Genomic DNA, 22,687 nt, shown 5'->3' with positions numbered 1-22,687 from the left:
CGTCACAGCTCCATCACTGCGTGGAGCCGAGGTTAGCGCTGCGTGGGCCTCACTGTGCGCCATTCGTGCAGGCTGGGACGGACGGTGAGGGTTCGGAGAGCTTGCCAAGGGCAATTGCCCTATATCCCTAACGTCCGATCATTACATCAGATACCCTACGGCACTCAGGCAAAGATGATCTTGCGAACCCCACCCTCACCATCTCAGCCTCCCCGTGTCAACTCCCCCCACAGACAGTGCTCGAACCACAAGCGCCCCCACCCTCCGCTGCACCGGGAGTCCGATGTCTGACGACACCTCACTTCAGATTCCGTTCCCGCACCGCCGCAGTCCGCACGGCCCTCTCGCCACCGCACTGCACCGCGACTGGCTGATCCGGCACCCCCTGCTGCCCGACGCCGACCACCCCGGCTACGCGCACTGGGAGGTGGTCGACCTCGCCGCGCTGGGCTACCCCGACGCCGGGCCGACCGAACTCGCCCTGGCTGCCGACCTGATGGGCTTCTACTTCCTCTTCGACGACCAGTTCGACGGCCCGCTCGGCCGCCGCCCCTCGGAAGTCGCTCCGATCTGCGAACGCCTGATCGCCGTCCTGCACGGCGCCCGCCCCGACCAGGGCTCCCCGGTCGAAACCGCGTTCGCCGACCTGTGGAGCCGCAGCGTGCAGGGCATGCCCGCGCGCTGGCAGGCGCGCGCCGCGTACAACTGGGAGTACTACCTGGCCAGTCACCCCGCCGAGGCGGCCGGCCGGATCTCCGCCCGACCGCCGGACCGGGACGGCTATCTGGAGCTCAGACGGGGCACCGCGGCGATGGAGACCATCTTCGACATGGTCGAACGCATCGGCCTGTTCGAGGTCCCCGCCGCCGTCCTGCACCACCCGGTGCTCCGTCAACTCCGCCAGCTGGCAGCCGACATACCGTCGCTGAGCAACGACGTCCGGTCCTACCCGCTGGAGGCGCCGCGCGGGGACGTCAACAACCTGGTCATGATCGTCCAGCGCGAGCGCCGCTGCTCGGCCGAGGAGGCGTGCGCGGCGGTCATCGCGGAGGCCCAGCTGATGGTCGAACGCTGCGCCGAGCTGCACGGACGACTCCCCGACGTCTACCGCGAGTTGGGCCTGTCCCGGATAGAGCGGGCGATCGCCCAGCGGTACGCGGACGGGCTGCTCACCTGGCTGGCGGGCTACCTCAGCTGGGAGGCCCGCACCGGCCGGTACCACGCGGTCTGACACCCGCCCGCCGGGCACCCGGCCGTGCGCCTGCCGGGCGCGGCCACCGCACCCGCCCCGCCCGGGGACGGCGAGGTGGACGACCGCACCGACGCCGATGACCACGACGGCGACGACGATCGCATCGACCACGGCGGCGACGCCGACGACCACGACGACGGCGATCGCACCGACCACGGCGACCGCACCGACCCCGACCGCGCCTGCGAGAACGGCCGGAACGCCCACCCTCCGTACGGACGGGTCGCACGGACCGTAGCCGCACCACGCGCCCGGCGGTTATCGTGCTCGACGGCGGGCGCCCCCGGGCGCCCGGCCCGTGTGCGTGTCCATACCCTCCCGCCGGGCCGCCCCGACCGGGCGGTCCGGCGCGCCGCCTCCGGCCGTGCGGTCCGGGCGGCGCCCGACGTCGCGAGGAGACACCAGAGCATGACGGTCTACCAGCCCCCCGGCGCGCCCGGCAGCATCGTCGCCTACCGGTCCCGGTACGAGCACTGGATCGGCGGTGGATGGACGCCCCCGGTGCGCGGCGAGTACTTCGGCGATCCGACCCCGGTCACCGGCGAGGTCTTCACCGAGGTCGCCCGCGGCACCGCCGAGGACGTCGAGGCCGCCCTGGACGCGGCCCACGCCGCCGCCCCCGCCTGGGGCCGCACCCCGGCCGCCGAGCGGGCCCAGGTGCTGCTGCGGGTCGCCGACCGGATGGAAGCCAACCTGGAGAAGCTGGCCGTCGCGGAGAGCTGGGAGAACGGCAAGCCGGTGCGCGAGACGCTGGCCGCCGACCTCCCGCTCGCCATCGACCACCTGCGCTACTTCGCCGGTGCACTGCGCGCCCAGGAGGGCAGCCTCTCCCAGCTGGACGAGGACACCGTGGCGTACCACTTCCACGAGCCGCTGGGCGTGGTCGGGCAGATCATCCCGTGGAACTTCCCGATCCTGATGGCGATCTGGAAGCTCGCGCCGGCGCTCGCGGCCGGCAACGCGGTGGTGCTCAAGCCCGCCGAGCAGACCCCGGCCTCGGTGCTGCTGCTCGCCGAGCTCACCGCCGACCTGCTGCCGCCCGGCGTGCTCAACATCGTCACCGGCTTCGGCGAGGAGGCCGGCGCCCCGCTCTCCGCCAGCCCGCGGATCCGCAAGCTCGCCTTCACCGGCGAGACCTCCACCGGCCGGCTGATCTCCCGCGCGGCGGCCGAGAACCTGATCCCGGTCACCCTGGAACTCGGCGGCAAGAGCCCCAACGTGTTCTTCGCGGACGTCGCCGACGCCTCGGACGCCTTCTACGACAAGGCCATCGAGGGCTTCGCGATGTTCGCCCTCAACCAGGGCGAGGTCTGCACCTGCCCCAGCCGGGCACTGATCGACTCCTCGATCTACGAGCGGCTGCTCGCCGACGGCCTGCAGCGGGTGCGCGCGATGCGCCAGGGCGACCCGCTGGACACCGAGACCCAGGTCGGCGCCCAGGCGAGCGCCGAACAGCTGAAGAAGATCCTCTCCTACTTCGAGATCGGCCAGGCCGAGGGCGCCAAGGTCCTCACCGGCGGAGAGCGCGCCGACCTCGGCGGCGCCCTGGCCGGCGGGTACTACGTGACGCCCACCGTGTTCGAGGGCGACAACTCGATGCGGGTCTTCCAGGAGGAGATCTTCGGCCCGGTCGTCTCGGTGACCCGCTTCGACGGCTTCGACCAGGCGGTCGCGCTCGCCAACGACACCCAGTACGGGCTCGGCGCCGGTGTGTGGACCCGCAGCCTCAACACCGCCCACCGGGCCGGACGCGCCATCCAGGCGGGCCGGGTCTGGACCAACTGCTACCACGCCTACCCGGCCCACGCGGCCTTCGGCGGCTACAAGAACTCCGGCATCGGACGGGAGAACCACAAGGCGCTGCTGGAGCACTACCAGCAGACCAAGAACCTGCTGGTCAGCTACTCCACCGACGCGGTCGGCTTCTTCTAGGCCGAAAGGCTCCGGACCGACAGGCTCCGGACCGAAAGGCTCCGGACCGACAGGCTCCGGACCCAGAAGCTCCGGGCCGACAGGCTCCGGGCCGAAAGGCGGAGCGGGAGACCGGCCCCGGCCTCCCGCTCCACCGCCACTCCCCGCGGCGGGCTTTTCGGGCAAATCACCTGGTTCGGGATCTAAGCACATGAATCCTGCCATTTTCCCGACGCGCCGCCGACATGCCCGGACGGACCCCGCGAACGCCTTAGAACAGGACTCCCCGACACCCCTCACCCCCGGGAGTCCCGCATGACCATCGCCGTCTCCAAGCTCTCCGACCCGGCCGTCCGCAACTTCGTCACCGCGATCAACGCGGGCGACCGCCAGGCCTTCCAGGCCACCCTCACCCCCGGCGCGACCATGTCCGACGACGGCTCCGACCGCGACCTGGCGGACTGGACGGAGCGCGAGATCTTCGGTGCCGGCGGCCGGATGGCCGTCCAGACCGAGTCGGACGGCGGCCACGCGCTCGTCGCCAACTTCACCAACGACACCTGGGGCGAGATGCGCACCGCCTGGCGCTTCACCGTCGACGGCGGCAAGATCAGCCGCTTCGAGACCGGCCAGGCCTGAACCGGCAGGCCTGAACCGGCAGGCCTGAACCGGCGGGCCTGAACCGGACCGCCGGGGATCAGGACAGCCCCAGGCACCCCCGCACCGCGCGGATCAGGTTCCGCGAGCGGACGTCCCCGGTGACGCCCGGCTGCATGCCGTTGGTGACGTAGCCGAAGCCCAGCCCCAGCTCCGGATCGGCGAAGCCCAGCGAACCGCCGCGCCCCGGGTGCCCGAAGCTCGCCGGGGAGGCCATCGGCGCGGTCGGGCCGTGCCGCCAGAAGCCCAGGCCGAAGGTGGAGTTGACGATCAGCACCCGGTCCGACCCGCTCACGGCCGGCCCGACCGCGCGGGCCAGCACCTCCGGCCCGAGCAGCGGCGGCAGCAGCGCGCCGGAGCCGTCCGGGCGGTCGGCCGCGCCGATCAGCGCCGCGTAGAAGCGGGCCAGCGAACGGGCGGTGCCGATGCCGCCGGCTCCGGGGATCTCGGCGGCCTGCACCGCCGGGTCGTTGAGATCCACCCCGGGACGCACCGAGGCGAAGGACCGCGCGGTCAGCGAGCCCGGATCCTGGTAGGCGTCCCGGACGGCCTGCTTGGGCCGCAGCCGCAGCCCGCTCGGGCCGGTCCGGGCCGCTTCCGGGGCGGGCAGGTCGACGAGCTTGCCGACCCTCGGCGCCGCCCCGGCGGGCAGCCCGATCCACAGGTCCAGCCCGAGCGGCCGGGCGATCTCCTCGGCGAAGTACTGCCCGATCGTCCGGTCGCTCACCCGCCGCACCACCTCGCCGACCAGCCAGCCGAAGGTGTACGGGTGGTAGCCGTGCGCCGTGCCGGGCTCCCACGCGGGCGCCTGCGCGGCGACGGCGGCGGCCGCGCGCTCCCAGGTGAGCACGTCCTCCAGCCGCAGCGGCACGTCCAGCGCGGGCACCCCGGCCTGGTGCGAGAGCAGCCAGCGCACCGGCACCCCGGCCTTGCCGGCCGCCGCGAACTCCGGCCAGTACGAGGCCACCGGCGCGTCCAGGTCCAGCAGCCCGCGTTCTGCGGCCAGCAGCGCGGTGGTCGCGGTCAGGCCCTTGGTGACCGAGCGCAGCACCTGCGCGGTGTCCGCCGTCCACGGCACCGCCGGCGCGGGCCGCCCGCCGACCTCGGGCCGGGCGTCGCCGCCCCACAGGTCGACCACCTTGCGGCCGTGCACGTACAGCGCGAAGGCCGCGCCCAGTTCGCCGTACTCGACGAAGTTCCGCGCGAAGGCCGCCCGCACGGGCCCGAACCCCTCGGCCGTCTCGCCCCAGATCTCCACCACCGCGCGCCGCCTTCAGACCGTTCCGATCGCCGTCGTCCGCCCGCGTTCGAAAGTTCGTGGAGATCCGTTCGAACCGGGCCCCGAAACCCTAACCTGTTCGTCATGACCAACCCTGCCGAGGAACTGCTGGACGTCGTCGACGAGCACGACCGGGTGATCGGAACAGCCTTGCGCGGGGAGGTCTACCGGCGCGGCCTGACGCACCGCTGCGTCTTCATCCTGGTCCGCGACCCGGCCGGACGGATCTTCGTCCACCGCCGCACCGCCACCAAGCTGTTCGCCCCCGGCGCGTACGACATGTTCGTCGGCGGCGTCGTCGGCTCCGGCGAGACCTACGCCGAGGCCGCCGTCCGCGAGGCCGAGGAGGAACTCGGCGTCCACGGCATCGCCCCGCGCCCGATGTTCAAGTTCCACTACCGCGAGCCCGACGGCGGCAAGCTCAACTGGTGGTGCGACATGTACGAGGCCGAGTGGGACGGCCCGGTCAGCCCGCAGGAGTCCGAGGTCGCCTGGCACACCTGGCTCACCCCGGACGAGCTCGCCGAACGCCTCGCCCGCGACACCTTCGTCCCTGACGGCCGCGAGGCCTACCGCCGCTACCTGGACCTCCGGAGCGCATAGGCCGCCGGGACGGCACCGGGGACCGGACAGCATGGGCCGCCGGACCAGCGCCGGATAGGGTGACGCGCATGGCCTCCCGTACGCCGTCCCCGACGGCCGACCGCGCAGCACGGACCTCCGCAACCGGCCGGGCCGCGGCGGGTGAACGGCCCCGTCGACGGCTGAGCGTGGACGAGCGGCGGGAGCAGCTGATCGCCGTGGCACTGGAGCTGTTCAGCCGGCGGCCGCCGGAGGAGGTGTCGATCGACGACATCGCCGCCGCCGCGGGCGCCTCCCGGCCGCTGGTGTACCACTACTTCCCCGGCAAGCAGGCGCTGTACGAGGAGTCGCTGCGGCGGGCCGGGCGGGAGCTGGCCGCCCGCTTCGAGGAGCCCATGGAGGGGCCGCTGTCCGAGCGGCTCCTCCGCGTGATGGGCCGCTACCTGGACTTCGTCCAGAGCCACGGGCCCGGCTTCGCGGCGCTGCTGCGGGGTGGCTCGGTGGCGGCCAGCGCGGGCACCTCGGCGGTGATCGACGACGTGCGCCGGGCCGCGCAGGAGCAGATCCTGGCCCACCTCGCACTCCCCTCGCCCAGCCCCGGACTGCGGCTGACCGTGCGCGCCTGGATCGCCAACGCCGAGATCACCTCGCTGGAGTGGCTGGGCGAGCGCTCGGTGCCGCTGGAGGAACTCCAACTGCACCTGGTGCAGGAGTTCGTCGCGGCGCTCACCCTCACCGCTGCCCGCGAGCCGGCGCTCGCCGCCGAACTGGCCTCGTTCTTCGCCGCCGAACGTCCGGACGGCCCGACCGGACGCCTGGTCCGGGACCTCGCCGAGCTGTTCGCCGTCCCGGGGATCCTCGACGCGGTCACCGCGCTCGCCACCGCAGCTCCGGCCGACGCGCCCGCCGAGGCGCTCGCCGACGTGCCCACTGACGTGCCCGCCGGGGCGCCCGAGCCTCCCGCGACGGCCCCCGGCCCCGAGACCGGACCGAAGGGCGGACCGGAGGCCGGAACCACCGCCGGTTGACCGCCGAAGCAGTGGTCACCGCGCTGGTCCGAGTGATCATCGGGTCATCCTGCGGTTCGGTCAGGACGGCGGGCTCTGATAGGAATGGGCAGGGATTTGACGGCGCGCCGCCGCGGCGGGCCCGGTCCCACCCGAACCACCGACGGCAGACGGAGCAGAGCGGGGGGCTCACCAGTTGACCCAGGACGTCCAGTTCAGTGCGGAGGCCAACCCCTTCGCGGCAGCCGAGCAGGTCTGCGCGACCCTCGGCACGCTCACCGACGCCCTCTTCGACGAGCAGACCTCGCGCCACCCGGCGGCCTCGCTGAGCGCGCTGCGCACGAGCGCGCACCCCGCCGCCGAGGCACTGTTCGGCCTGCCGCTCGCCCCCAACGGCCCGGTGCACGCCGCCGTCGACCGGCTCGGCACGGTGATCACCGCGGGCTCCGCGCGTCCCGGTACCGGCGCGCGGATCGCCGACCGGGTCATCGACGCCCTGCAGTCCCGCTACGGCGGCGGACCGGTGCGCGGCGCCATCGCCGACCGGGGCACCACCTCGGCCGCACTGTTCCAACTGCCGGTCACCGGCGAGTTCGCCGATGCCAAGCTGCGCCCACCGTTCGCCCCGGCGCTGGCCGCGCTGGCGGCCGGACAGCAGACCCGGCAGCCGGTCGAGCTGCCCACCGGCGCGGGCGCCGAGGTCCGGCTGGTCGTCCCGCCCGGCTTCCACCCGCTCACCTCCCCCGGCGGTCCCCCCGGCGTCTCCGCCCGTACGGTGCCGCTGCTGCCCGCCGACGCCGACCCGGCCGACCGGGCCACCGTGGCGTCGGCCGCGGAGCTGTCCGGGCACCTGGCGGAGGTCGCCGAGGAACTGTTCAGCGCCACCGGCACCGAAGGGCGCCGCGACTTCGCGGTGATCTCCGCCACCCTGGCCGACCTGATCCGTGACGCGGGCGTCGCGTACGCGGGCGTCTGCGCCCTGCAGCTCGACGACCGCGCCTCGGACGCCGCCCTCGTCGTCTCCCTCACCCGGCACCCGCTGCCGATCACCGCGCTCGCCACCGAGCTGGCCACGGTCCGGCGGCACGCCGAGGTGTGGACGGTGCTGCTGCCGGCCGGACCGGCCGCCGTCCTGGTCGAGGGCCGGACCGTGCCGGTGCCGGGTTCCCTGGCGGCCGACGGGCAGCGGCGCTGGGTGGTCACCTCGGCTGTCCAGGCCTTCATCCCGCTGCCGGACGGCGCGACCGTGCTGTGCGCCCAGTTGTCCACGGCACGGCCGGAGGACTGGGAGCTGTACACGGAGGCGTTCGCGGAGCTGCTGAAGAGCATCCAGTTCGGATGGGACGGCGAGCCCGCGCCCACCGCGGCGATGGGTGACGCGGTGCCGGCCGTCGTCCCGGCGACCGCTCCCGCCCAGGAGCCCGCCCAGCCGCCGGTCTCGGCACCGGTCCTGGCGCCGGCCGCCGTTCCCGTCGAGGCGGAACGGGCGGACCGGGTGGAACAGGTGGAACAGCGGGCGGCGGACGAGCCTGCGGAGGTGCCGGTGCACCTGCGCGGTACGCCGGTGCGCGTCCCGCCCGCGGACTTCAACCCCTTCGCCCCGGTCGCCGAGTCGGCCGCCGCCGAGGCCGCGCAGGCCAGGCAGGCCCCGGACGACCGTCCGAAGGGCACCCCGGTCATGATCCCGCCGCCGGACTTCGACCCCTTCGCCCCGGAGGCCCTCACGGGTACACCGGGCGACGCGCCGACCGCCCGGCCCGTGGGTGCGCCTGCGGTCGCCGACCCGTTCGGTACGACGGTCGCGGCCGAGCAGAAGGACGACCCGTTCGGCACCACCCTCGCCTCGCAGGGCCCGGCCGTCCCGCCGCCGCCGTCGACCCCGCCGGTCGTCCCGGCGCCCGTCGTGGCCGCCGCGCCCGCCCCGGCCATGACCGCGGGCGACGAGGGAGCGCCCCGCAAGGGCACGCCGGTCATGATCCCGCCGCCGGACTTCGACCCCTTCGCGATGTCGGACTTCTCGGCCACCGCGCCGGTGGAGGAGGCGAAGCCCGCGGCGGAGGCGAACGACGCGGTGCCGGAGCACCGGCCGTTCGGCTGAGCGGGTAGCGGGCAGCGGGTAGCGGGCAGTCGGCGACAACGGGTAACAGCTGACAGATTTCAGATTTCGTTCGCTGAACTCTGAAATCTGTCAGCTGTTCCCTGCCAGCTGTTCTCTGTCACCCGTCCCCCGGCCCCGTCGCCCGTCAGCCGCCCTCCTCAGGCGCGCCGCCGCTCGATCGCCGCCTCGATCCCGTCCAGCATCCGCGCCATCCCGAACTCGAACAGCGCCTCCAGGCTCAGGTCGATCTCCGGCCCCCGGTTCATCGCGTCGAACATCGGGAACCGCTCCGGGTCCGACATCAGCCGATCGTGGTCCTCGTCGCCCAGGCGGTCCATCCACTCGTCGGCGGACAGCCCGCTGTCCTGCTCGGCCTGCGCCTCCCGCTCGAAGTGGACCGCCAACCCGCACACGAACGCCGCCAGCGCGACGGAGGCCTGGGCGATCTCCTCCCAGCTCAGCCCCAGCCCCGACAGCGCGGCCATCGACCGTTCGGTGTGCAGGGCCGCGTCCGGCGCCAGCACCGGCCGGGTGAAGGACATCGTGGACGCCAGCCACGGGTGCCGCCGGTAGATCCGCCACTGCAGCCGCGCGACGGCCTCCAGGCCCTCCCGCCAGTGCGACGCGGGCGGCTCGGGCAGCGGCTGCTCACCGAAGGCCACGTCCATCATGAGCCGCAACAGCTCGTCCTTGCCCGGCACGTGCCGGTAGAGCGACATCGTCGCGACCCCGAGGTCCGTCGCGACCCTGCGCATCGACAGCGCCGCCAGCCCCTCCGTGTCCGCGACCCGGACGGCCGTCGCCACGATCCGCTCCCGGGTGAGCTCGCGGTCACCCCCGGCCCGCGCCCGCCGGACCCCGGGCACCCCCGAGGCCCCCGAACTCCCCTGCGCCTCGCCCGCTCGCTCCCCGCCAGCCCTCGCCCCGCCGGCGCTCACCCCGGCTGCTCGCTCCCCGGCAGCCCCCGCCCCGGCAGTCCTCGCGCCCGGAGCCTTCGCCCCGACCACCACCGTCCCCACCCCGGGGACGGCCCGGACCAGCCCCTCCTCCCGGAGGCGGCTCAGCACCTTGGTCGCCGTGGCCATCGCCACGCCCCACTCCCGGGTGATCCGCCGGGTCGACGGCACCCGCTCGCCCGGCGCCAACTCCCCTGCCACGATGCGCCGTCGAAGTTCGGCCGCGATCCGCTCCGAGGGAGTCCCGCTCTCAGCCACCACCCACCACCGCCCGCCAGACCATCAACCACCCCGGGGGGAAGCCCGATCGGGGCACCCCACCCGGACGATCACTGCCAACAGCCCGCCCCGCAGGCCGAGTCGGCTCTCAGCCGACGCGCCGCGCCAGGTGCACCACGTCCGGCACTCCCCGGGACACCGGGATCTCGTGCGTCACCACGTCCGAGAAGCCCGCCGCCCGCAGCGCCTCCTCGAAGGCCACCGACGGCTGCGCACTCCACACCGCCAGCACCCCGCCCGGCTGCAGCCGGTGCCACAGCACCGCGAGCCCGTCCGCGCCGTACAGCCCGTTGTTGGAGTCGGTGACGGTCCAGTCCGGCCCGTTGTCGATGTCCAGGCACAGCGCGTCGTAGCGCTCGCCGTCCGCGGCCGCGAGGTACTCCAGCAGGTCGGTGTGGAGCACCGCGACCCGCTCGTCGTCGAGCGCACCGTCCGAGAAGCTGCCGAGCGGGCCGTTCCGGTGCCAGTCGATGATCGCGGTCTCCCGCTCGACGATGGCGATCCGCCCCCAGCGGGGCTCGGCCGCCGCGTAGGCGAGCGAGAAGCCGACCCCGAGGCCGCCGATCAGGACCGTCGGCCGCTCGGCGCGGCTGCCCGTGCGGTCCAGCTCGTCCAGTGCCGCCTGGACCAAGAGCCGCTCCGAGCGCCCGTCGGCGGTGTCCATCAGGAAGCAGCCGTTGGCGATGATCTCGAAGTGCCGTCCGCGCTGCCGAAGCACCACCTCGCCGAACGGGCCCTCCCGCCGGTCGAGCGTGACGACGGCCTCGGGGCCGTCCCGTTCGGGCAGTGCGGTGGTCATCCGTCCTCCTCGACGAACCCAGCGAACTCGGGCGAACTCGGGCGTACTCGGGCGCACTCGACCGCCGGCGGCTCCCGTGCGAGCACGGGACCGTCCCGATGCGGACGAGTACCCGCCCGACAATAGCCGAGTCCGCACCCGGTTCCGTCAGGTCGTGATCAGTACCCCCGCGTAGGAGACGCCGGCCACCACCACCCAGGAGCCCAGCCCCAGCAGGGCGATCCGTCCGCCGGTGCGGACCATCGTCGGCAGGTGCACGGCGCTGCCGAGTCCGAACAACGCGGCGGCGAGCAGCAGCTCCTGGGCGTCCCCGGCCAGGTCGAGCGCCCGCTCGGGCAGCACCCCGGTGGTCCGCAGGACGATCATCGCGAGGAACCCGGCCACGAACAGCGGCAGGATCGGCGGACGGCTCGCGGTCTTCACCGACTTCCCAGCCGCCCCCTCCGCCGAGCCCGATCCCGCGGCACCGGCACCGGCACGGGCACCCACACCCGCAGCCTTCGCCACCCGCAGGTTCCGCCGCACCACCACGGCCACCCCCGCGACCAGCGGCGCCAGCAGCACCACGCGCATCAGCTTGACCAGCACCGCCTCCCGCAGCGCCCCCGCCCCGCCCGTCTGCGCGGTGGCGACGACCTGCCCGACGTCGTGCACGCTCGCGCCGACCCAGCGCCCGAACTCGACCTCGCCGAGCCCCAGCGGGTGCTGGAGCAGCGGCAGGACGGCGATGGCGAGGGTCCCGCACAGGGTGACCAGGGCGACCGAGGCCGCGACGTCCTCCTCCTCGCTGCCCGCCGCCTGGCTGACCGCGCCGATCGCCGAGGCCCCGCAGATCGAGTACCCGGTGGCGACCAGCAGCGGCTGGTCCCCCGGCAGGCCGAGCCGTCGGCCCAGCCACAGCGTGCCGGCGAAGGTGGCCGCGACCACGGCGAGCACCATGGCGACGGTGGCCCAGCCGAGGCCGAGCACGTCGCCCAGGCTCAGCTTGAGCCCGAGCAGGACGATCCCGACCCGCATCAGCCGCTTCCCGGCCGTGGACAGGCCCGGCCGGGCGACCCCGCGGACCACCGGGCGCAGCCCGGGCAGGTGGGCGGCCGCCATGCCGAGCACGACGGCGGCGGTGAGCTTGGGCACGGCCGGGACCGCCGCGTGGACGGCCAGGGCGGCGGCCACGCCGAGGACCGCGAGCAGCAGCCCGGGGGCGTCGCCGCGCATCGGGGGCAGCGAACGGGTGCCGGCGGCGCGCTGCCGGAGGGTCAGTGCCACGCCGCCGCTCACTGCTCCTGGTCGGCGGGCAGCCGGTAGACCCGCCGGATGCTGGTGCCGAGCCGCGAGACGTCCGCGCCGTACACGTGGATGGAGATGGCCGTGGTGTTGCAGGAGTTGCGCACCAGGTGGATGTCACCGGGCGGGGCGAACGCGGCGACGGTGCCGGCCGGGCCGGCCACGTGCTCGGTCTCGACCAGCCGGGCGGTCCGGCCGTCGGAGACCAGTCGGTAGCGGGTCTCGCTCTCCTGGCCCCGGTGGACGCCGGCCACGCACCACGAGACGTGGTCGTGGATCGGGGTGTGCTGTCCGGGCAGCCAGACCAGGGCGACGACGGAGAAGCTGCCGTCCTCCTCGGCGTGCAGGACGTGCTGGCGGTAGCGCTGCGGGTCGCCCTCGCACTGGGCGGGGGTGAGCAGGGCGTCGGGCCCGTCCGGGTCGGCGTGCAGGTGCGGGGCGAGGCGCTCGCCCACCAGGTAGGCGGTGAGCTCCGGGGGCAGTCCGCGGTCCACGACGGCGCGGATCTCGCTGATCAGCGCGGTCATCCGCTCAGTGAGCCGGTCGCTGCCGACCGTGGCTGGGGGCGTCATGTCAGCAGATTGGGACCAATGGACCTATCACGTCCAAGGAGGGTTCGTAAGCGACATCCCCATCAGGGCTTATGGGTCAGCAGCCGACCCGGCTCGCCGCGGCCTGCCGCAGGTGGTCCAGCACCAGCCCGGTGGCCGGGATCCGGCGGTGTTCGCGGAGCACGTACGCGCTCACCTGCCGCCGCAGGTGCGGTTCGACGGCCCGCCCGGTGACCTTCCGGTGGCACATGAAGGAGAGCACCAGGGCGGGCATCAGGGCGATCCCGACCCCGGCGGCGACGAGCGACTGCACCGCGAGGTTGTCGTCGGTGGAGAAGACGATGTCCGGCGCGAAGCCCTCCTCCGCGCAGACGTGCAGCAGGTTGGCCCGACATCGGGGGCAGCCGGCGATCCAGCGCTCGCCGTCGAGGTCGACGAGCCGGACGGCGTGCCGGCGCCCGAGCGGGTGCCCGACCGGGAGCAGCACCGTGAGCAGGTCCTCCATCAGCGGGATCTCGTCCACCCCGTCCGGCAGCTCGGTGGCGGCGCCGGGGTAGCGGAAGGCCAGCGCGATGTCGCACTCCCCGCGCAGCAGCCGCTGGACGGAGTCGGGGGGCTCGGCCTCCAGCAGCTCGACCCGTACGCCGGGGTGCTCGGCGAGCAGTCGGGCCATCGCCTCGGGTATCAGGGTGGCGTTGGCGCTGGGGAAGGCGCAGACCCGCACCCGCCCGGCGCGCAGCCGGGCGAGCGCGGCGAGCTGCTGCTGGGCTGCGGACATGCTGCCGAGGATCAGTTCGGCGTGCCGGGAGAGCGCCTCGCCCGCCTCGGTGAGCCGCAGTCCTCGCCCGGCACGGGTGAACAGGGGGACGCCGACGGTGCGTTCGAGTGCCTTCATCTGCTGGGTGATGGCGGGCTGGGTGTAGCCGAGTTCGCGGGCGGCGGCCGAGTAGGAGCCCGCCCGGACGACTTCGTGGAACGTCCTGATGTGCCGCGAGTCGAACACCGGCTCCATGGCCCCTCCCGCCCGGGTGGTCGTCGTCCGAACCGCTCGGGCGGTCCCGTCCAGCCCCGCAATCATAAGAGGAATTTGGAGGTACCGACCCCGACCCCATCCGTACCTATGGTTCACTGCCGAACCAGGCCTCTCACTGCTGCGCGGACGGCGGCAGCCCCATCGAGACCTCGGCCTTGGCCACCGGCGCCCCGCCCCGCACGCTCGGGCTGCGCCGGCTGCGCTTCTCGACGAAGCGGGCGAACCAGGAGAGCAGCAGACACATGCCGATGTAGATCGGCGCGATCACGATCACCACCGGGATGAACGGCAGGTCGTAGTCCAGGTTGGTGGCGATCAGCTTGCCCGCGTGCAGGAACTCCTCGTAGGTGATCAGGAAGCCCAGCGAGGTGTCCTTGAGCGCGACCACCAGCTGGCTGATGATGGCCGGCAGCATCGCCCTGTTGGCCTGCGGCACCAGCACGTACGTCATCACCTGGGTCTTGCGCATGCCCAGCGCGTACGCGGCCTCCCGCTGCCCCTTGGGCACCGCGAGCACGCCGGCCCGGAACACCTCGGCCAGCACCGAGCCGTTGTAGAGCACCAGCCCGGTGACCAGCGCCCACAACGGCTGCACCTTCAGGGCCACGAACACGAAGAAGATCATCACCAGCACCGGCATGGCCCGGAAGAACTCCACGACCAGGGTGGAGAGCCAGCGCACCGCCCGGTGGTCGGACAGCCGCCCGGCCGCGAACAGCGCGCCGAAGGGCAGCGCGAACAGGACCGTCCAGCCGAAGGCCTTCAGGGTGTTCCCGAGCCCGCGCAACAGCAGTTCCTGCACGCCCCGGTACTGGAAGGCCGTCCACTTCTCGTACGTGAACTGGTCGGTGTGGAACAGCATGTAGACGACCCAGCCGAGCACTGCCGCGATCAGCACCAGCGCGATCCCGCCGTACAGCCGGTGGCGGGCGAGCGCCTTGGGACCGGGGATGTCGTACAGCGCCGAGGATTCAACGGTCATCGGGACACCGCCACTCGTCGCTCCAGCAGGTAGAAGACGGCGCTGACGCCCAGGGTGATGATCAGGTAGCCGACGGCGATCCAGACGAAGGTCCACACGATGCTGTAGCCCAGCTCGTTGATGGTCCGGTAGGTGCCCAGCAGTTCGGTGACGCTGAACGAGCCGGCGATCGCCGTGTTCTTCGCCAGCGCGATCATCACGCTGCCGATCGGTGCCACCACCGAGCGGTACGCCTGCGGCAGCACCACCAGGCCCATCGTCTGCCCGAAGCTCATGCCCAGGCTCCGGGCCGCCTCGCCCTGCCCGGTCGGCACGGTGTTGACGCCCGCGCGCATCGCCTCGCAGACGAAGGCCGAGGTGTAGCAGCCGAGCGCGAGCACCGCGAAGGTGTAGAAGGGCAGGGTGATGTCGAAGCGGGGCAGGCCGAGCACCACGATGAAGAACAGCAGGGTCAGCGGCGTGTTGCGCAGGATCGTCACCCACACCGCCCCGAACACCCGCAGCGGCCTGACCGGCGAGACCCGGAAGCTCGCGATCAGCACCCCCAGCACCAGCGACAGCACGGCGCTCACCGCGAACAGCGAGAGCGTGCCGAGGAAGCCCTCCCAGTAGGTCGACCAGTTGTCGATCAGCGTCTTCACGGCGCGGGCCCCTCTCAGTACCGGTTGATCTGCGGCGGGGTGGGCGCCGGCTCCCCGGAGAGGCCGAGGGTCGCCTCGAAGGCCTTGTTCCAGTCGCCGTTCTGCTCGTGGTGCTCCAGTGCGTCGTTCAGCGCGGCGCGCAGCACGGTGTCGTTCTTCGGCACCCCGATCCCGTACGGCTCGGTCGAGAACAGCGGTCCGACCACCTTGAGCTCGTCCGGCACCTTGGCCGCGTAGCCGAGCAGGATCGCGTTGTCGGTGGTCACGGCGTCGACCTGGTCGGTGATCAGGTTGTCCACGCAGGCCGAGTAGGTGTCGTAGCCGATCAGCTTGGCCTTCGGGAAGTGCGACTGGATGCGCTGGTACGGGGTCGAGCCGGCCGCCGAACAGACCTTCTTGCCGTCCAGGTCCTGCGGGCCGTGGATGGTGTTGTCGTTCTTGCGCACCAGCAGCGACTGCCCGGCGACGAAGTACGGCCCGGCGAAGCCGACCAGCTTCTTCCGGTTGTCGTTGATGGTGTAGGTGCCGACGTAGTAGTCCACCTGGCCGTTCTGCAGCGCGGTCTCGCGGTTGGCCGACGCGATGGTCTTGAACTGGATCTCGTCCGGCGGGAAGCCGAGGGAGGCGCCGACCATCTTGGCGATCTCGATGTCGAAGCCGGAGTACTCGCCGGTCGCCGGGTTCTTCTGGCCCAGGTACGGCTGGTCCTCCTTGACGCCGACCACCAGGTGGCCGCGCTTCCGGGCCGCGTCCAGGGTCGGCGAGCCGGTGATCGAGACGGCGTCCTGCACCTGGTAGCTGGGCAGCGCGCTGGGCTGCGGCCCCTTGGGCGGCGGGGTGCCGGGCTTGCCGCAGGCCGCCGCCAGAGCGGTGAGCAGCAGAGCGACGGCGAGCACGAGCGTCCGCGCGCGTGCGCCGCCCCTCCCCGTCCGCGCACCGGACCTCCCCGCCCGCGCGCGGGGCGTCGTCTCACGGTTCACGCCGCCGCCTCAGTGCTTCAGGATCTTGGACAGGAAGTCCCGGGCGCGCTCGCTCTCGGGTGCGCTGAAGAAGTCCTCCGGGGCACGGTCCTCGACGATCCGGCCGTCCGCCATGAACACCACCCGGTTCGCCGAGGCCCGGGCGAAACCCATCTCATGGGTGACCACGACCATCGTCATGCCCTCGTGCGCGAGTTGGCGCATGACGTCCAGCACCTCGTTGATCATCTCGGGGTCGAGCGCCGAGGTCGGCTCGTCGAAGAGCAGCGCCTTGGGGTCCATCGCGAGCGCGCGGGCGATCGCGACCCGCTGTTGCTGGCCGCCCGAGAGCTGGGCCGGGTACTTGTCGGCCTGGGTCGCGAGGCCGACCCGCTCCAGCAGCGCCCGGGACTTGCTGTCGGCCTCCGTCCTGGGCCGGCCGCGCACCTTGATCTGCGCGAGCGAGACGTTCTGCAGCACGGTCTTGTGCGCGAACAGGTTGAAGGACTGGAACACCATCCCGACGTCGGCGCGCAGCCGGGCGAGCCCCTTGCCCTCCTCGGGCAGCGGCCGGCCGTCGATCAGGATGCTGCCGTCCTCGATCGGCTCCAGCCGGTTGATCGCCCGGCACAGCGTGGACTTGCCGGAGCCGGACGGGCCGATGACCACGACGACCTCGCCGCGGCCCACCGTCAGTTCGATGTCCTGCAGCACGTGCAGGTCCCCGAAGTGTTTGTTGACCCCGCGCAGCTCGATCAGCGGGGTGAAGGCCGAGGTGCCGCTGCGGGCCGACTCGGGATCGGTCGTCACCGGCTGCGCCGCCCCTTCAGCAGCCAGCCCAGCACACCGCCCGCGATCAGCGTGGCCAGCAGGGTGATCCAGAGCGGCGCGGTGACGGTGAACACCCAGAACTGGATCTTCACCCGGTCGAGGTTGGCGAACAGGAACCACACGGCGAGGATGACGATGACGCCGATCCCGATGTAGCGCGTGGGGATCCCGCCGATCTCACCGCGCGGGGAGCGGGACGGGCCGTCTGAAATCTTGGTCACCGGAGCAGTCTGCGGGCCGGACCGCCGATTTGCCCGGTTACGCGCCCTTCCGGGCCGGGCAGTAACCCGCACGGGGCAATCCGACCCCGTGCGGGTTTACCGATCTACGCCCTGCGGCCGGGCTCCCCCGACTGCTACCGCTCGTCCCGTACTACCGCTCGTCCCGCCAGGAGCGCCACAGCGCCGCGTACGGACCGCCGGCCGCGACCAGTTGCGGGTGGCTGCCGTACTCGCTGATCCGCCCGCCCTCGACCACCGCGATCACGTCCGCGTCGTGCGCGGTGTGCAGCCGGTGGGCGATGGCGATGACGGTCCGGCCCTCCAGCACCCGGGAGAGCGAGCGCTCCAGGTGCCGGGCGGCGCGCGGGTCCAGCAGCGAGGTGGCCTCGTCCAGCACCAGGGTGTGCGGATCGGCCAGCACCAGCCGGGCCAGGGCCAGTTGCTGGGCCTGCGGCGGGGTCAGCGCGGTGCCGCCGGAGCCGACCTCGGTGTCCAGGCCCTCGGGCAGGCCGTCCACCCAGTCCCCGGCGTCCACCGCGTCCAGCGCGGCCCGCAGCTCGGTGTCGTCCGCGTCGGGCGCGGCCAGCCGCAGGTTGTCCCGCAGGGTGCCGACGAAGACGTGGTGCTCCTGGTTCACCAGGGCCACCTCCGCGCGCACCCGTTCGGCCGGCATCCGCGACAGCGACGCCCCGCCGAGGGTCACGCTGCCGCGGCCGGGGGCGTAGATCCCGGCCAGCAGACGGCCGAGCGTGGACTTCCCCGCCCCGGACGGCCCGACCAGCGCCACCCGGCTGCCCGGGGCGACGTCCAGGCTGATCCCGTGCAGGACGTCCGCGCCCTCGCGGTAGCCGAAGCGGACGTCCGTGGCCTCCACCCGGCGGCCGTCGGGACGGGCGGATTCGTCCCCCTCGTGCTCCGGTACCTCGCGCACACCGACCAGCCGGGCCAGCGAGGCCTGTCCGATCTGCAGTTCGTCGTACCAGCGCAGGATCAGGTCCACCGGGCCGGTCAGCATCTGGGCGTACAGGACGCCCGTGGTCAACTGGCCGACGGTGATCCAGCCCCTGAGCGTGAACAGCCCGCCGAGCACCAGGGTGGCGAGCACGGCGGCGGTGTAGACCGCGTCGATGGTCGGGAACCAGACCGAGCGCAGCCACAGGGTGTAGCGCTCCCAGGCCAGCCACTCCCGCAGCTTGCGATCGGTCAGCCGGATCCGCTGCTCGCCCAGGCGCAGCGCCTCGACCGTCCGACCGGCGTCCACCGTCTCGGCCAGCACGGTGTTCACCGCGGCGTACCCGGCCGACTCGTTGCGGTACGACTGCGGCGCGCGCCGGAAGTACCAGCGGGACGTGGCCAGCAGCAGCGGCAGCCCGATCAGCGAGGTCAGCGCGAGCAGTGGCGAGGTGACCAGCAGGGCGCCGAGCACCAGCAGCAACGACACCACGGCGACGGCGAGTTCGGGCACCGCCTCGCGCACCGACTTGTCCAGCCGGTCGACGTCGGTGGTGCCCCGGGAGACCAGGTCCCCGGTGCCGGCCCGCTCCAGCACGCCGGTCGGCAGTGCGACCGAGCGGACCAGGAAGTCCTCGCGCAGGTCGGCGAGCACGCGCTCGCCGAGCACCGCGCCGCGCATCCTCGACCAGCCGGTGAACGCCGCCTGCGCCACCAGTGCCAGCAGGTACCACGCGACGGCCACGGTGATGGTGGACCCGGCGGTGCCGGTGGCCAGCGACTCGACCAGCCGGCCGAGCACCCAGGGGCCGACCAGCCCGGCGAGCGTGGCCACCGAGTGCAGCGCCACCACCCCGGAGAACCCGCCGCGGTGCCGCCGCGCGAGCAGCAGGAGGTACCCGCGCACGGCGGCCGGGGAGCCGACCGGCAGGGTGGCGGCGGGCCCCTGCTCCTCATGGACGGGTGGCTTCATGGCGTACTCCTCGCTTGCGTGGCAGGGCGGTTGACGAACAGGTCCGGGAGGCGTTCACACGGCCTCACCCACTCGCTGGGCGGCCTCCTCGTCGCGGGTGACCACGGCGCGGTAGGCCGGCTCGGTCCGCATCAGCTCGCGGTGCGGACCCGCCGCGACCACCCGGCCGTCGCGCAGCAGCACCACCCGGTCCGCCTGGTCGAGCAGCAGCGGACTGGTCGCGAACACCACGGTGGTGCGGCCTGCCCGGGTGTCCCGCAGCCCGGTGGCGATCCTGGACTCGGTGTGGGCGTCCACCGCACTGGTGGGCTCGTCCAGCACCAGGACCGGCGGGTCCGCCAGCAGTGCGCGGGCCAGGGCGAGCCGCTGGCGCTGCCCGCCGGACAGCGAGCGCCCGCGCTCGGTGATCCGGGCGCGCATCGGATCTCCCGCGCACTCGGGCGAGCCGTCCACCAGCGCCTCCAGGACGTCGTCCGACCGGGCGGCCGCCAGCGCCTCCGCCGGGGAGACCCGGCCCGAGGACGGGATGTCGAACAGCTCGGCCAGCGTGCCGGAGAGCAGCACCGGCTCCTTGTCGTGGACCAGCACGGCCGCCCGCGCCTCGGCGAGCGGCACCGTGTCCAGCTCCGTGCCGCCGAGCCGTACGGAGGGCTGTTCCGGCTCGCCGTCGGCGAGCGGGACGTGGCCGCCGAGCCGTTCGGCGAGCGCCCCGGCGAAGTCCGGGTCCCCGCAGACGACGGCGGTCAGCTCGCCGGCCCGCGCGGTCAGTCCGCTGACCGGGTCGTGGAGGTCGGCCTTGGCCGGCCTGGTCAGCGCGGCGTCGGCCGTTCCGCCGGTCCGGCCGAGGGACAGCACCCGGACCGCCCGCCCGGCGGAGACCCGGGCGACGCTCCAGGCGTGCGCCGCCTCGCCCAGGATGCGCAGCGGCGAGGCCAGGAAGGCGGTCGCACCGTAGACCGCGATCAGGGTGCCGACGTCGAGCTCGCCGGAGGCCGCGAGCCGGGCGCCGTACCAGGTGACCCCGACCACGAACAGGCCCGGGAGCAGTACCTGTTGCGCCTGCATCAGCGACCAGATCCGGGCCGAGCGGACGGCGGCCGCCCGGACCTTCTGCGAGGCGGCCCGGTACCGCTCCAGGAAGAGCTCCTCACCGCCGATGCCGCGCAGCACCCGCAGCCCCGCCACGGTGTCGGCGGCCAGCTCGGTGGCCTTGCCGCCGAGCGCGCGCTGCTGCTCGTAGCGCCGCTCGAACGGCCCGATCAGCGGCCAGACGGAGGCCGCCAGCACGGGTACGCCGAGCAGCACGCCGACGCCCAGCACCGGTTCGACCACCAGTACCACCGAACTGACGGCGAGCCAGACGATCACCGCGGACCGGACCCGGGCGACCAGCTCGACGTACCAGCCGATCCGCTCGACGTCCCCGCTGCCGACCGCGACGACCTCGCCGGTGGCGATCCGGCGGGACAGCCCGGCCCCGAGCCGGGAGGCCTGCCGGGACACCAACTGCCGCACCTGGCAAGCGGCGTGGATCCAGTTCCAGACCGCCTGGCGGTGCGACAGGACGGTGCCGAGGGCGGCGCCCGCGGCGAGCAGCAGGGCGAGCCCGCCGGCCCGCCAGATCCCGCCGGCGTCACCGTCGACGGCGGACTGCACGCCCGCTCCGAGCGGCACCGGCAGGGCGGCCTGGCACCCCATTTCGAGCAGGGTCCAGCAGGTGGCGAGCAGCTGCCCGCGCCGCTGGCTGCGCTGCAGCCAGCGCAGGAAGGCCAGGGGCGAGGACAGATCGGGGCTGCCGGGGTCGGCCAGCGGCAGGGGGGTGAGCGGCATGACACTCCGATGCGAACGGTGCGGAGGTACGGGTAAGGAGGGAACGGACGCGCGAACGGGTGCGCGCCGGGCTCGCCCGCCGGCCCGGAGCCCGGCTCACCCGAGCAGCCCGGACCCACGGGCGACGGGCAACGGGCAACAGGTGAGAAGCACCGGGCGACGGACGGCCGGCGACGGACGACGGGCCCGCGGCGCAACGGCACGGCGGCGTCGATGCGTCCGGCGGGAGGGCCGGACGGACTGGGAAGGGCACGAAGGGCCCGGAGTTCAGGAGGCCATGTCCGCGAGCCTGCCAACCCCGGTGTGACCCGCGCAACAGGTTTTCCGCCGCCATGACCGGTCGACCGGCCGCCGGGCCGAAGGGGCCGACCGCCCGCGTCCGCCGGTGCGGCCCGGCCGGGGCGCCTCCGCCCCTCCTCCGGCCCCGCCGGCCCCTCCTCCGCCCCCCACCGGCCCTCCTCGGCCCTCCTCCGGCCCGCTCCGCCGACCCCTCCGACCCGGTCGGGGCCCTGCAAAACAACACCCAAGATTCACCCGTTCGGCGGGAACAATCACGTTCCGGCGCCAGTTGCCCCCCACTGGAAAGACCTACGACCAGGAGGGCACCCCGTCCCGTGAGCAACATCCCCAGCGTCACCCTCAACGACGGTGCGCAGATCCCGCAGCTCGGCTTCGGCGTGTGGCAGGTCCCGGACGACGAGGCCACCCCGGCCGTCCGCACCGCGATCGACGCGGGCTACCGCTCGATCGACACCGCGGCCATCTACGAGAACGAGGCCGGCACCGGCGCGGCGATCGCCGGGGCACTGGCGGGCGGCGTCGCCCGCGAGGACCTCTACATCACCACCAAGCTGTGGAACTCGGGCACCCGCGACTGGTCCGGCGAGCAGGGCCGCGACGCGGTGCTGCGCGAGTTCGACGCCTCGCTGGCCAAGCTCGGCCTCGACTACCTCGACCTGTACCTGATCCACTGGCCGCGCCCGATGCACGGCAGCTTCCTCAACGTCTGGAAGGCCTTCGAGCAGCTGAAGGCGGACGGCCGGGTCCGGTCGATCGGCGTCTCCAACTTCGGCACCGAGCAGCTGACCCGCCTGCTCGACGAGGCCTCGGTCGTCCCGGTGCTGAACCAGGTCGAGCTGCACCCGTACTTCCCGCAGGAGGAGCTGCGCGCCTTCCACGCCGAGCACGGCATCGCCACCGAGGCGTGGAGCCCGCTGGGCCAGGGCGGGGAGCTGCTCGCCGAGCCGACGCTGGTCGCGATCGCCGAGAAGCACGGCCGCACGGTCGCCCAGGTGGTCCTCCGCTGGCACCTGCAGAGCGGCGTGATCGCCATCCCGAAGTCGGTCACCCCGTCCCGGATCCGGGAGAACCTGGACGTCGCCGGCTTCGAGCTGGACGCCGAGGACCTCTCGACGATCGCGGCCGTCGCCACCGGCAAGCGCATCGGCCCGGACCCGCAGGGCTTCGACTGGAACTGATGCGGGCCCGGAGCTCCGGAGCGGGGCCCCGAGCCACCGCGCCGGCGTACGGCGAACCGAGCCACGGACCGCTCGACGACCCCGGACAGCACCGCCGCGTCCTGGAGCTGGCCGCACTGCGCGGCCCGCGCCA

19 protein-coding genes and 1 pseudogene are annotated in these 22,687 nt (G+C 73.5%); 7 read left to right on the top strand and 13 right to left on the bottom strand.

Features of this window, described 5'->3' with window-relative positions:
* Positions 1-283 precede the first annotated feature (283 nt).
* From ABT048_RS27810 to ABT048_RS27800, 3 genes are all read left to right on the top strand, one after another.
* Positions 284-1,231 (top strand): terpene synthase family protein, encoded by a 948-nt coding sequence (locus ABT048_RS27810; RefSeq protein WP_350524251.1) that lies wholly within the window; start codon positions 284-286, stop codon positions 1,229-1,231.
* A gap of 429 nt (positions 1,232-1,660) precedes the next feature.
* The gene (exaC, locus tag ABT048_RS27805) at positions 1,661-3,184 is read left to right on the top strand and encodes an acetaldehyde dehydrogenase ExaC (RefSeq protein ID WP_350524250.1); all 1,524 of its coding nucleotides are present in this window, start codon (positions 1,661-1,663) and stop codon (positions 3,182-3,184) included.
* A gap of 294 nt (positions 3,185-3,478) precedes the next feature.
* The gene (locus ABT048_RS27800; protein ID WP_350524249.1) at positions 3,479-3,802 is read left to right on the top strand and encodes a nuclear transport factor 2-like protein; all 324 of its coding nucleotides are present in this window, start codon (positions 3,479-3,481) and stop codon (positions 3,800-3,802) included.
* Between the two features lie 58 nt (positions 3,803-3,860).
* On the opposite strand, the gene ABT048_RS27795 is transcribed toward ABT048_RS27800, so the two are convergent.
* Positions 3,861-5,081 (bottom strand): serine hydrolase domain-containing protein, encoded by a 1,221-nt coding sequence (locus ABT048_RS27795; protein ID WP_350524248.1) that lies wholly within the window; start codon positions 5,079-5,081, stop codon positions 3,861-3,863.
* Positions 5,082-5,183: 102 nt separating this feature from the next.
* Here ABT048_RS27795 and ABT048_RS27790 point away from each other — a divergent pair, with 102 nt between their 5' ends.
* The 3 genes and pseudogenes from ABT048_RS27790 to ABT048_RS27780 all read left to right on the top strand — a co-directional run bounded on the left by ABT048_RS27790 (position 5,184) and on the right by ABT048_RS27780 (position 8,786).
* A complete protein-coding gene (locus tag ABT048_RS27790; RefSeq protein ID WP_350524247.1) occupies positions 5,184-5,702 on the top strand; it encodes an NUDIX hydrolase in 519 nt (172 codons plus the stop codon).
* 161 nt (positions 5,703-5,863) lie between these two features.
* A pseudogene (locus tag ABT048_RS27785) lies at positions 5,864-6,535 on the top strand (TetR/AcrR family transcriptional regulator); the annotation flags it as partial.
* A gap of 349 nt (positions 6,536-6,884) precedes the next feature.
* On the top strand, positions 6,885-8,786 hold the full coding sequence (locus tag ABT048_RS27780) for a hypothetical protein (protein WP_350524246.1): 1,902 nt from the start codon (positions 6,885-6,887) through the stop codon (positions 8,784-8,786).
* A gap of 158 nt (positions 8,787-8,944) precedes the next feature.
* Here the strand turns inward: ABT048_RS27780 and ABT048_RS27775 are convergent, their stop codons facing one another.
* The 12 genes from ABT048_RS27775 to ABT048_RS27720 all read right to left on the bottom strand — a co-directional run bounded on the left by ABT048_RS27775 (position 8,945) and on the right by ABT048_RS27720 (position 21,076).
* Positions 8,945-10,000, bottom strand: a complete 1,056-nt coding sequence (locus ABT048_RS27775) for a TetR/AcrR family transcriptional regulator C-terminal domain-containing protein (protein WP_350524245.1) — start codon at positions 9,998-10,000, stop codon at positions 8,945-8,947.
* Positions 10,001-10,109: 109 nt separating this feature from the next.
* The gene (locus ABT048_RS27770) at positions 10,110-10,820 is read right to left on the bottom strand and encodes a spermidine synthase family protein (RefSeq protein WP_350524244.1); all 711 of its coding nucleotides are present in this window, start codon (positions 10,818-10,820) and stop codon (positions 10,110-10,112) included.
* A gap of 147 nt (positions 10,821-10,967) precedes the next feature.
* Complete coding sequence (locus ABT048_RS27765; RefSeq protein ID WP_350524282.1) at positions 10,968-12,035, bottom strand: YeiH family protein; 1,068 nt, start codon at positions 12,033-12,035, stop codon at positions 10,968-10,970.
* A gap of 59 nt (positions 12,036-12,094) precedes the next feature.
* Positions 12,095-12,676, bottom strand: a complete 582-nt coding sequence (locus ABT048_RS27760) for a cysteine dioxygenase family protein (RefSeq protein WP_350524243.1) — start codon at positions 12,674-12,676, stop codon at positions 12,095-12,097.
* A gap of 76 nt (positions 12,677-12,752) precedes the next feature.
* Complete coding sequence (locus tag ABT048_RS27755) at positions 12,753-13,658, bottom strand: LysR family transcriptional regulator (protein WP_350524281.1); 906 nt, start codon at positions 13,656-13,658, stop codon at positions 12,753-12,755.
* A 142-nt stretch (positions 13,659-13,800) separates the two neighbouring features.
* Positions 13,801-14,670, bottom strand: coding sequence for an amino acid ABC transporter permease (locus ABT048_RS27750; protein ID WP_350524242.1), 870 nt, complete (start codon positions 14,668-14,670; stop codon positions 13,801-13,803).
* Entirely contained in the window at positions 14,667-15,311 is a 645-nt protein-coding gene (locus ABT048_RS27745; protein ID WP_350524241.1) for an amino acid ABC transporter permease, read from the bottom strand. Before ABT048_RS27745 ends, ABT048_RS27750 begins: the two co-directional genes overlap by 4 nt.
* A 14-nt stretch (positions 15,312-15,325) precedes the next feature.
* On the bottom strand, positions 15,326-16,207 hold the full coding sequence (locus ABT048_RS27740; RefSeq protein WP_350524240.1) for a glutamate ABC transporter substrate-binding protein: 882 nt from the start codon (positions 16,205-16,207) through the stop codon (positions 15,326-15,328).
* Positions 16,208-16,300: 93 nt separating this feature from the next.
* On the bottom strand, positions 16,301-17,029 hold the full coding sequence (locus ABT048_RS27735; protein ID WP_350524280.1) for an amino acid ABC transporter ATP-binding protein: 729 nt from the start codon (positions 17,027-17,029) through the stop codon (positions 16,301-16,303).
* Between the two features lie 47 nt (positions 17,030-17,076).
* Positions 17,077-17,322, bottom strand: a complete 246-nt coding sequence (locus ABT048_RS27730) for a LapA family protein (protein ID WP_350524239.1) — start codon at positions 17,320-17,322, stop codon at positions 17,077-17,079.
* Positions 17,323-17,473: 151 nt separating this feature from the next.
* The gene (locus ABT048_RS27725; RefSeq protein ID WP_350524238.1) at positions 17,474-19,246 is read right to left on the bottom strand and encodes an ABC transporter ATP-binding protein; all 1,773 of its coding nucleotides are present in this window, start codon (positions 19,244-19,246) and stop codon (positions 17,474-17,476) included.
* Between the two features lie 54 nt (positions 19,247-19,300).
* Positions 19,301-21,076 carry an ABC transporter transmembrane domain-containing protein gene (locus tag ABT048_RS27720; RefSeq protein ID WP_350524237.1) on the bottom strand — a complete coding sequence of 592 codons (1,776 nt, stop codon included), beginning with the start codon at positions 21,074-21,076 and terminating at the stop codon, positions 19,301-19,303.
* Between the two features lie 614 nt (positions 21,077-21,690).
* On the opposite strand from ABT048_RS27720, the gene ABT048_RS27715 reads away from it, so the two are divergent.
* Positions 21,691-22,554, top strand: a complete 864-nt coding sequence (locus ABT048_RS27715; RefSeq protein WP_350524236.1) for an aldo/keto reductase — start codon at positions 21,691-21,693, stop codon at positions 22,552-22,554.
* Positions 22,555-22,687: the final 133 nt, after the last annotated feature.

Source organism: Kitasatospora sp. NPDC096140, from assembly GCF_040303045.1.
Lineage (GTDB): Bacteria > Actinomycetota > Actinomycetes > Streptomycetales > Streptomycetaceae > Kitasatospora.
The sequence above is the reverse complement of the archived record's forward strand: the minus strand, read 5'-3'. Positions and strand labels throughout refer to the sequence as shown.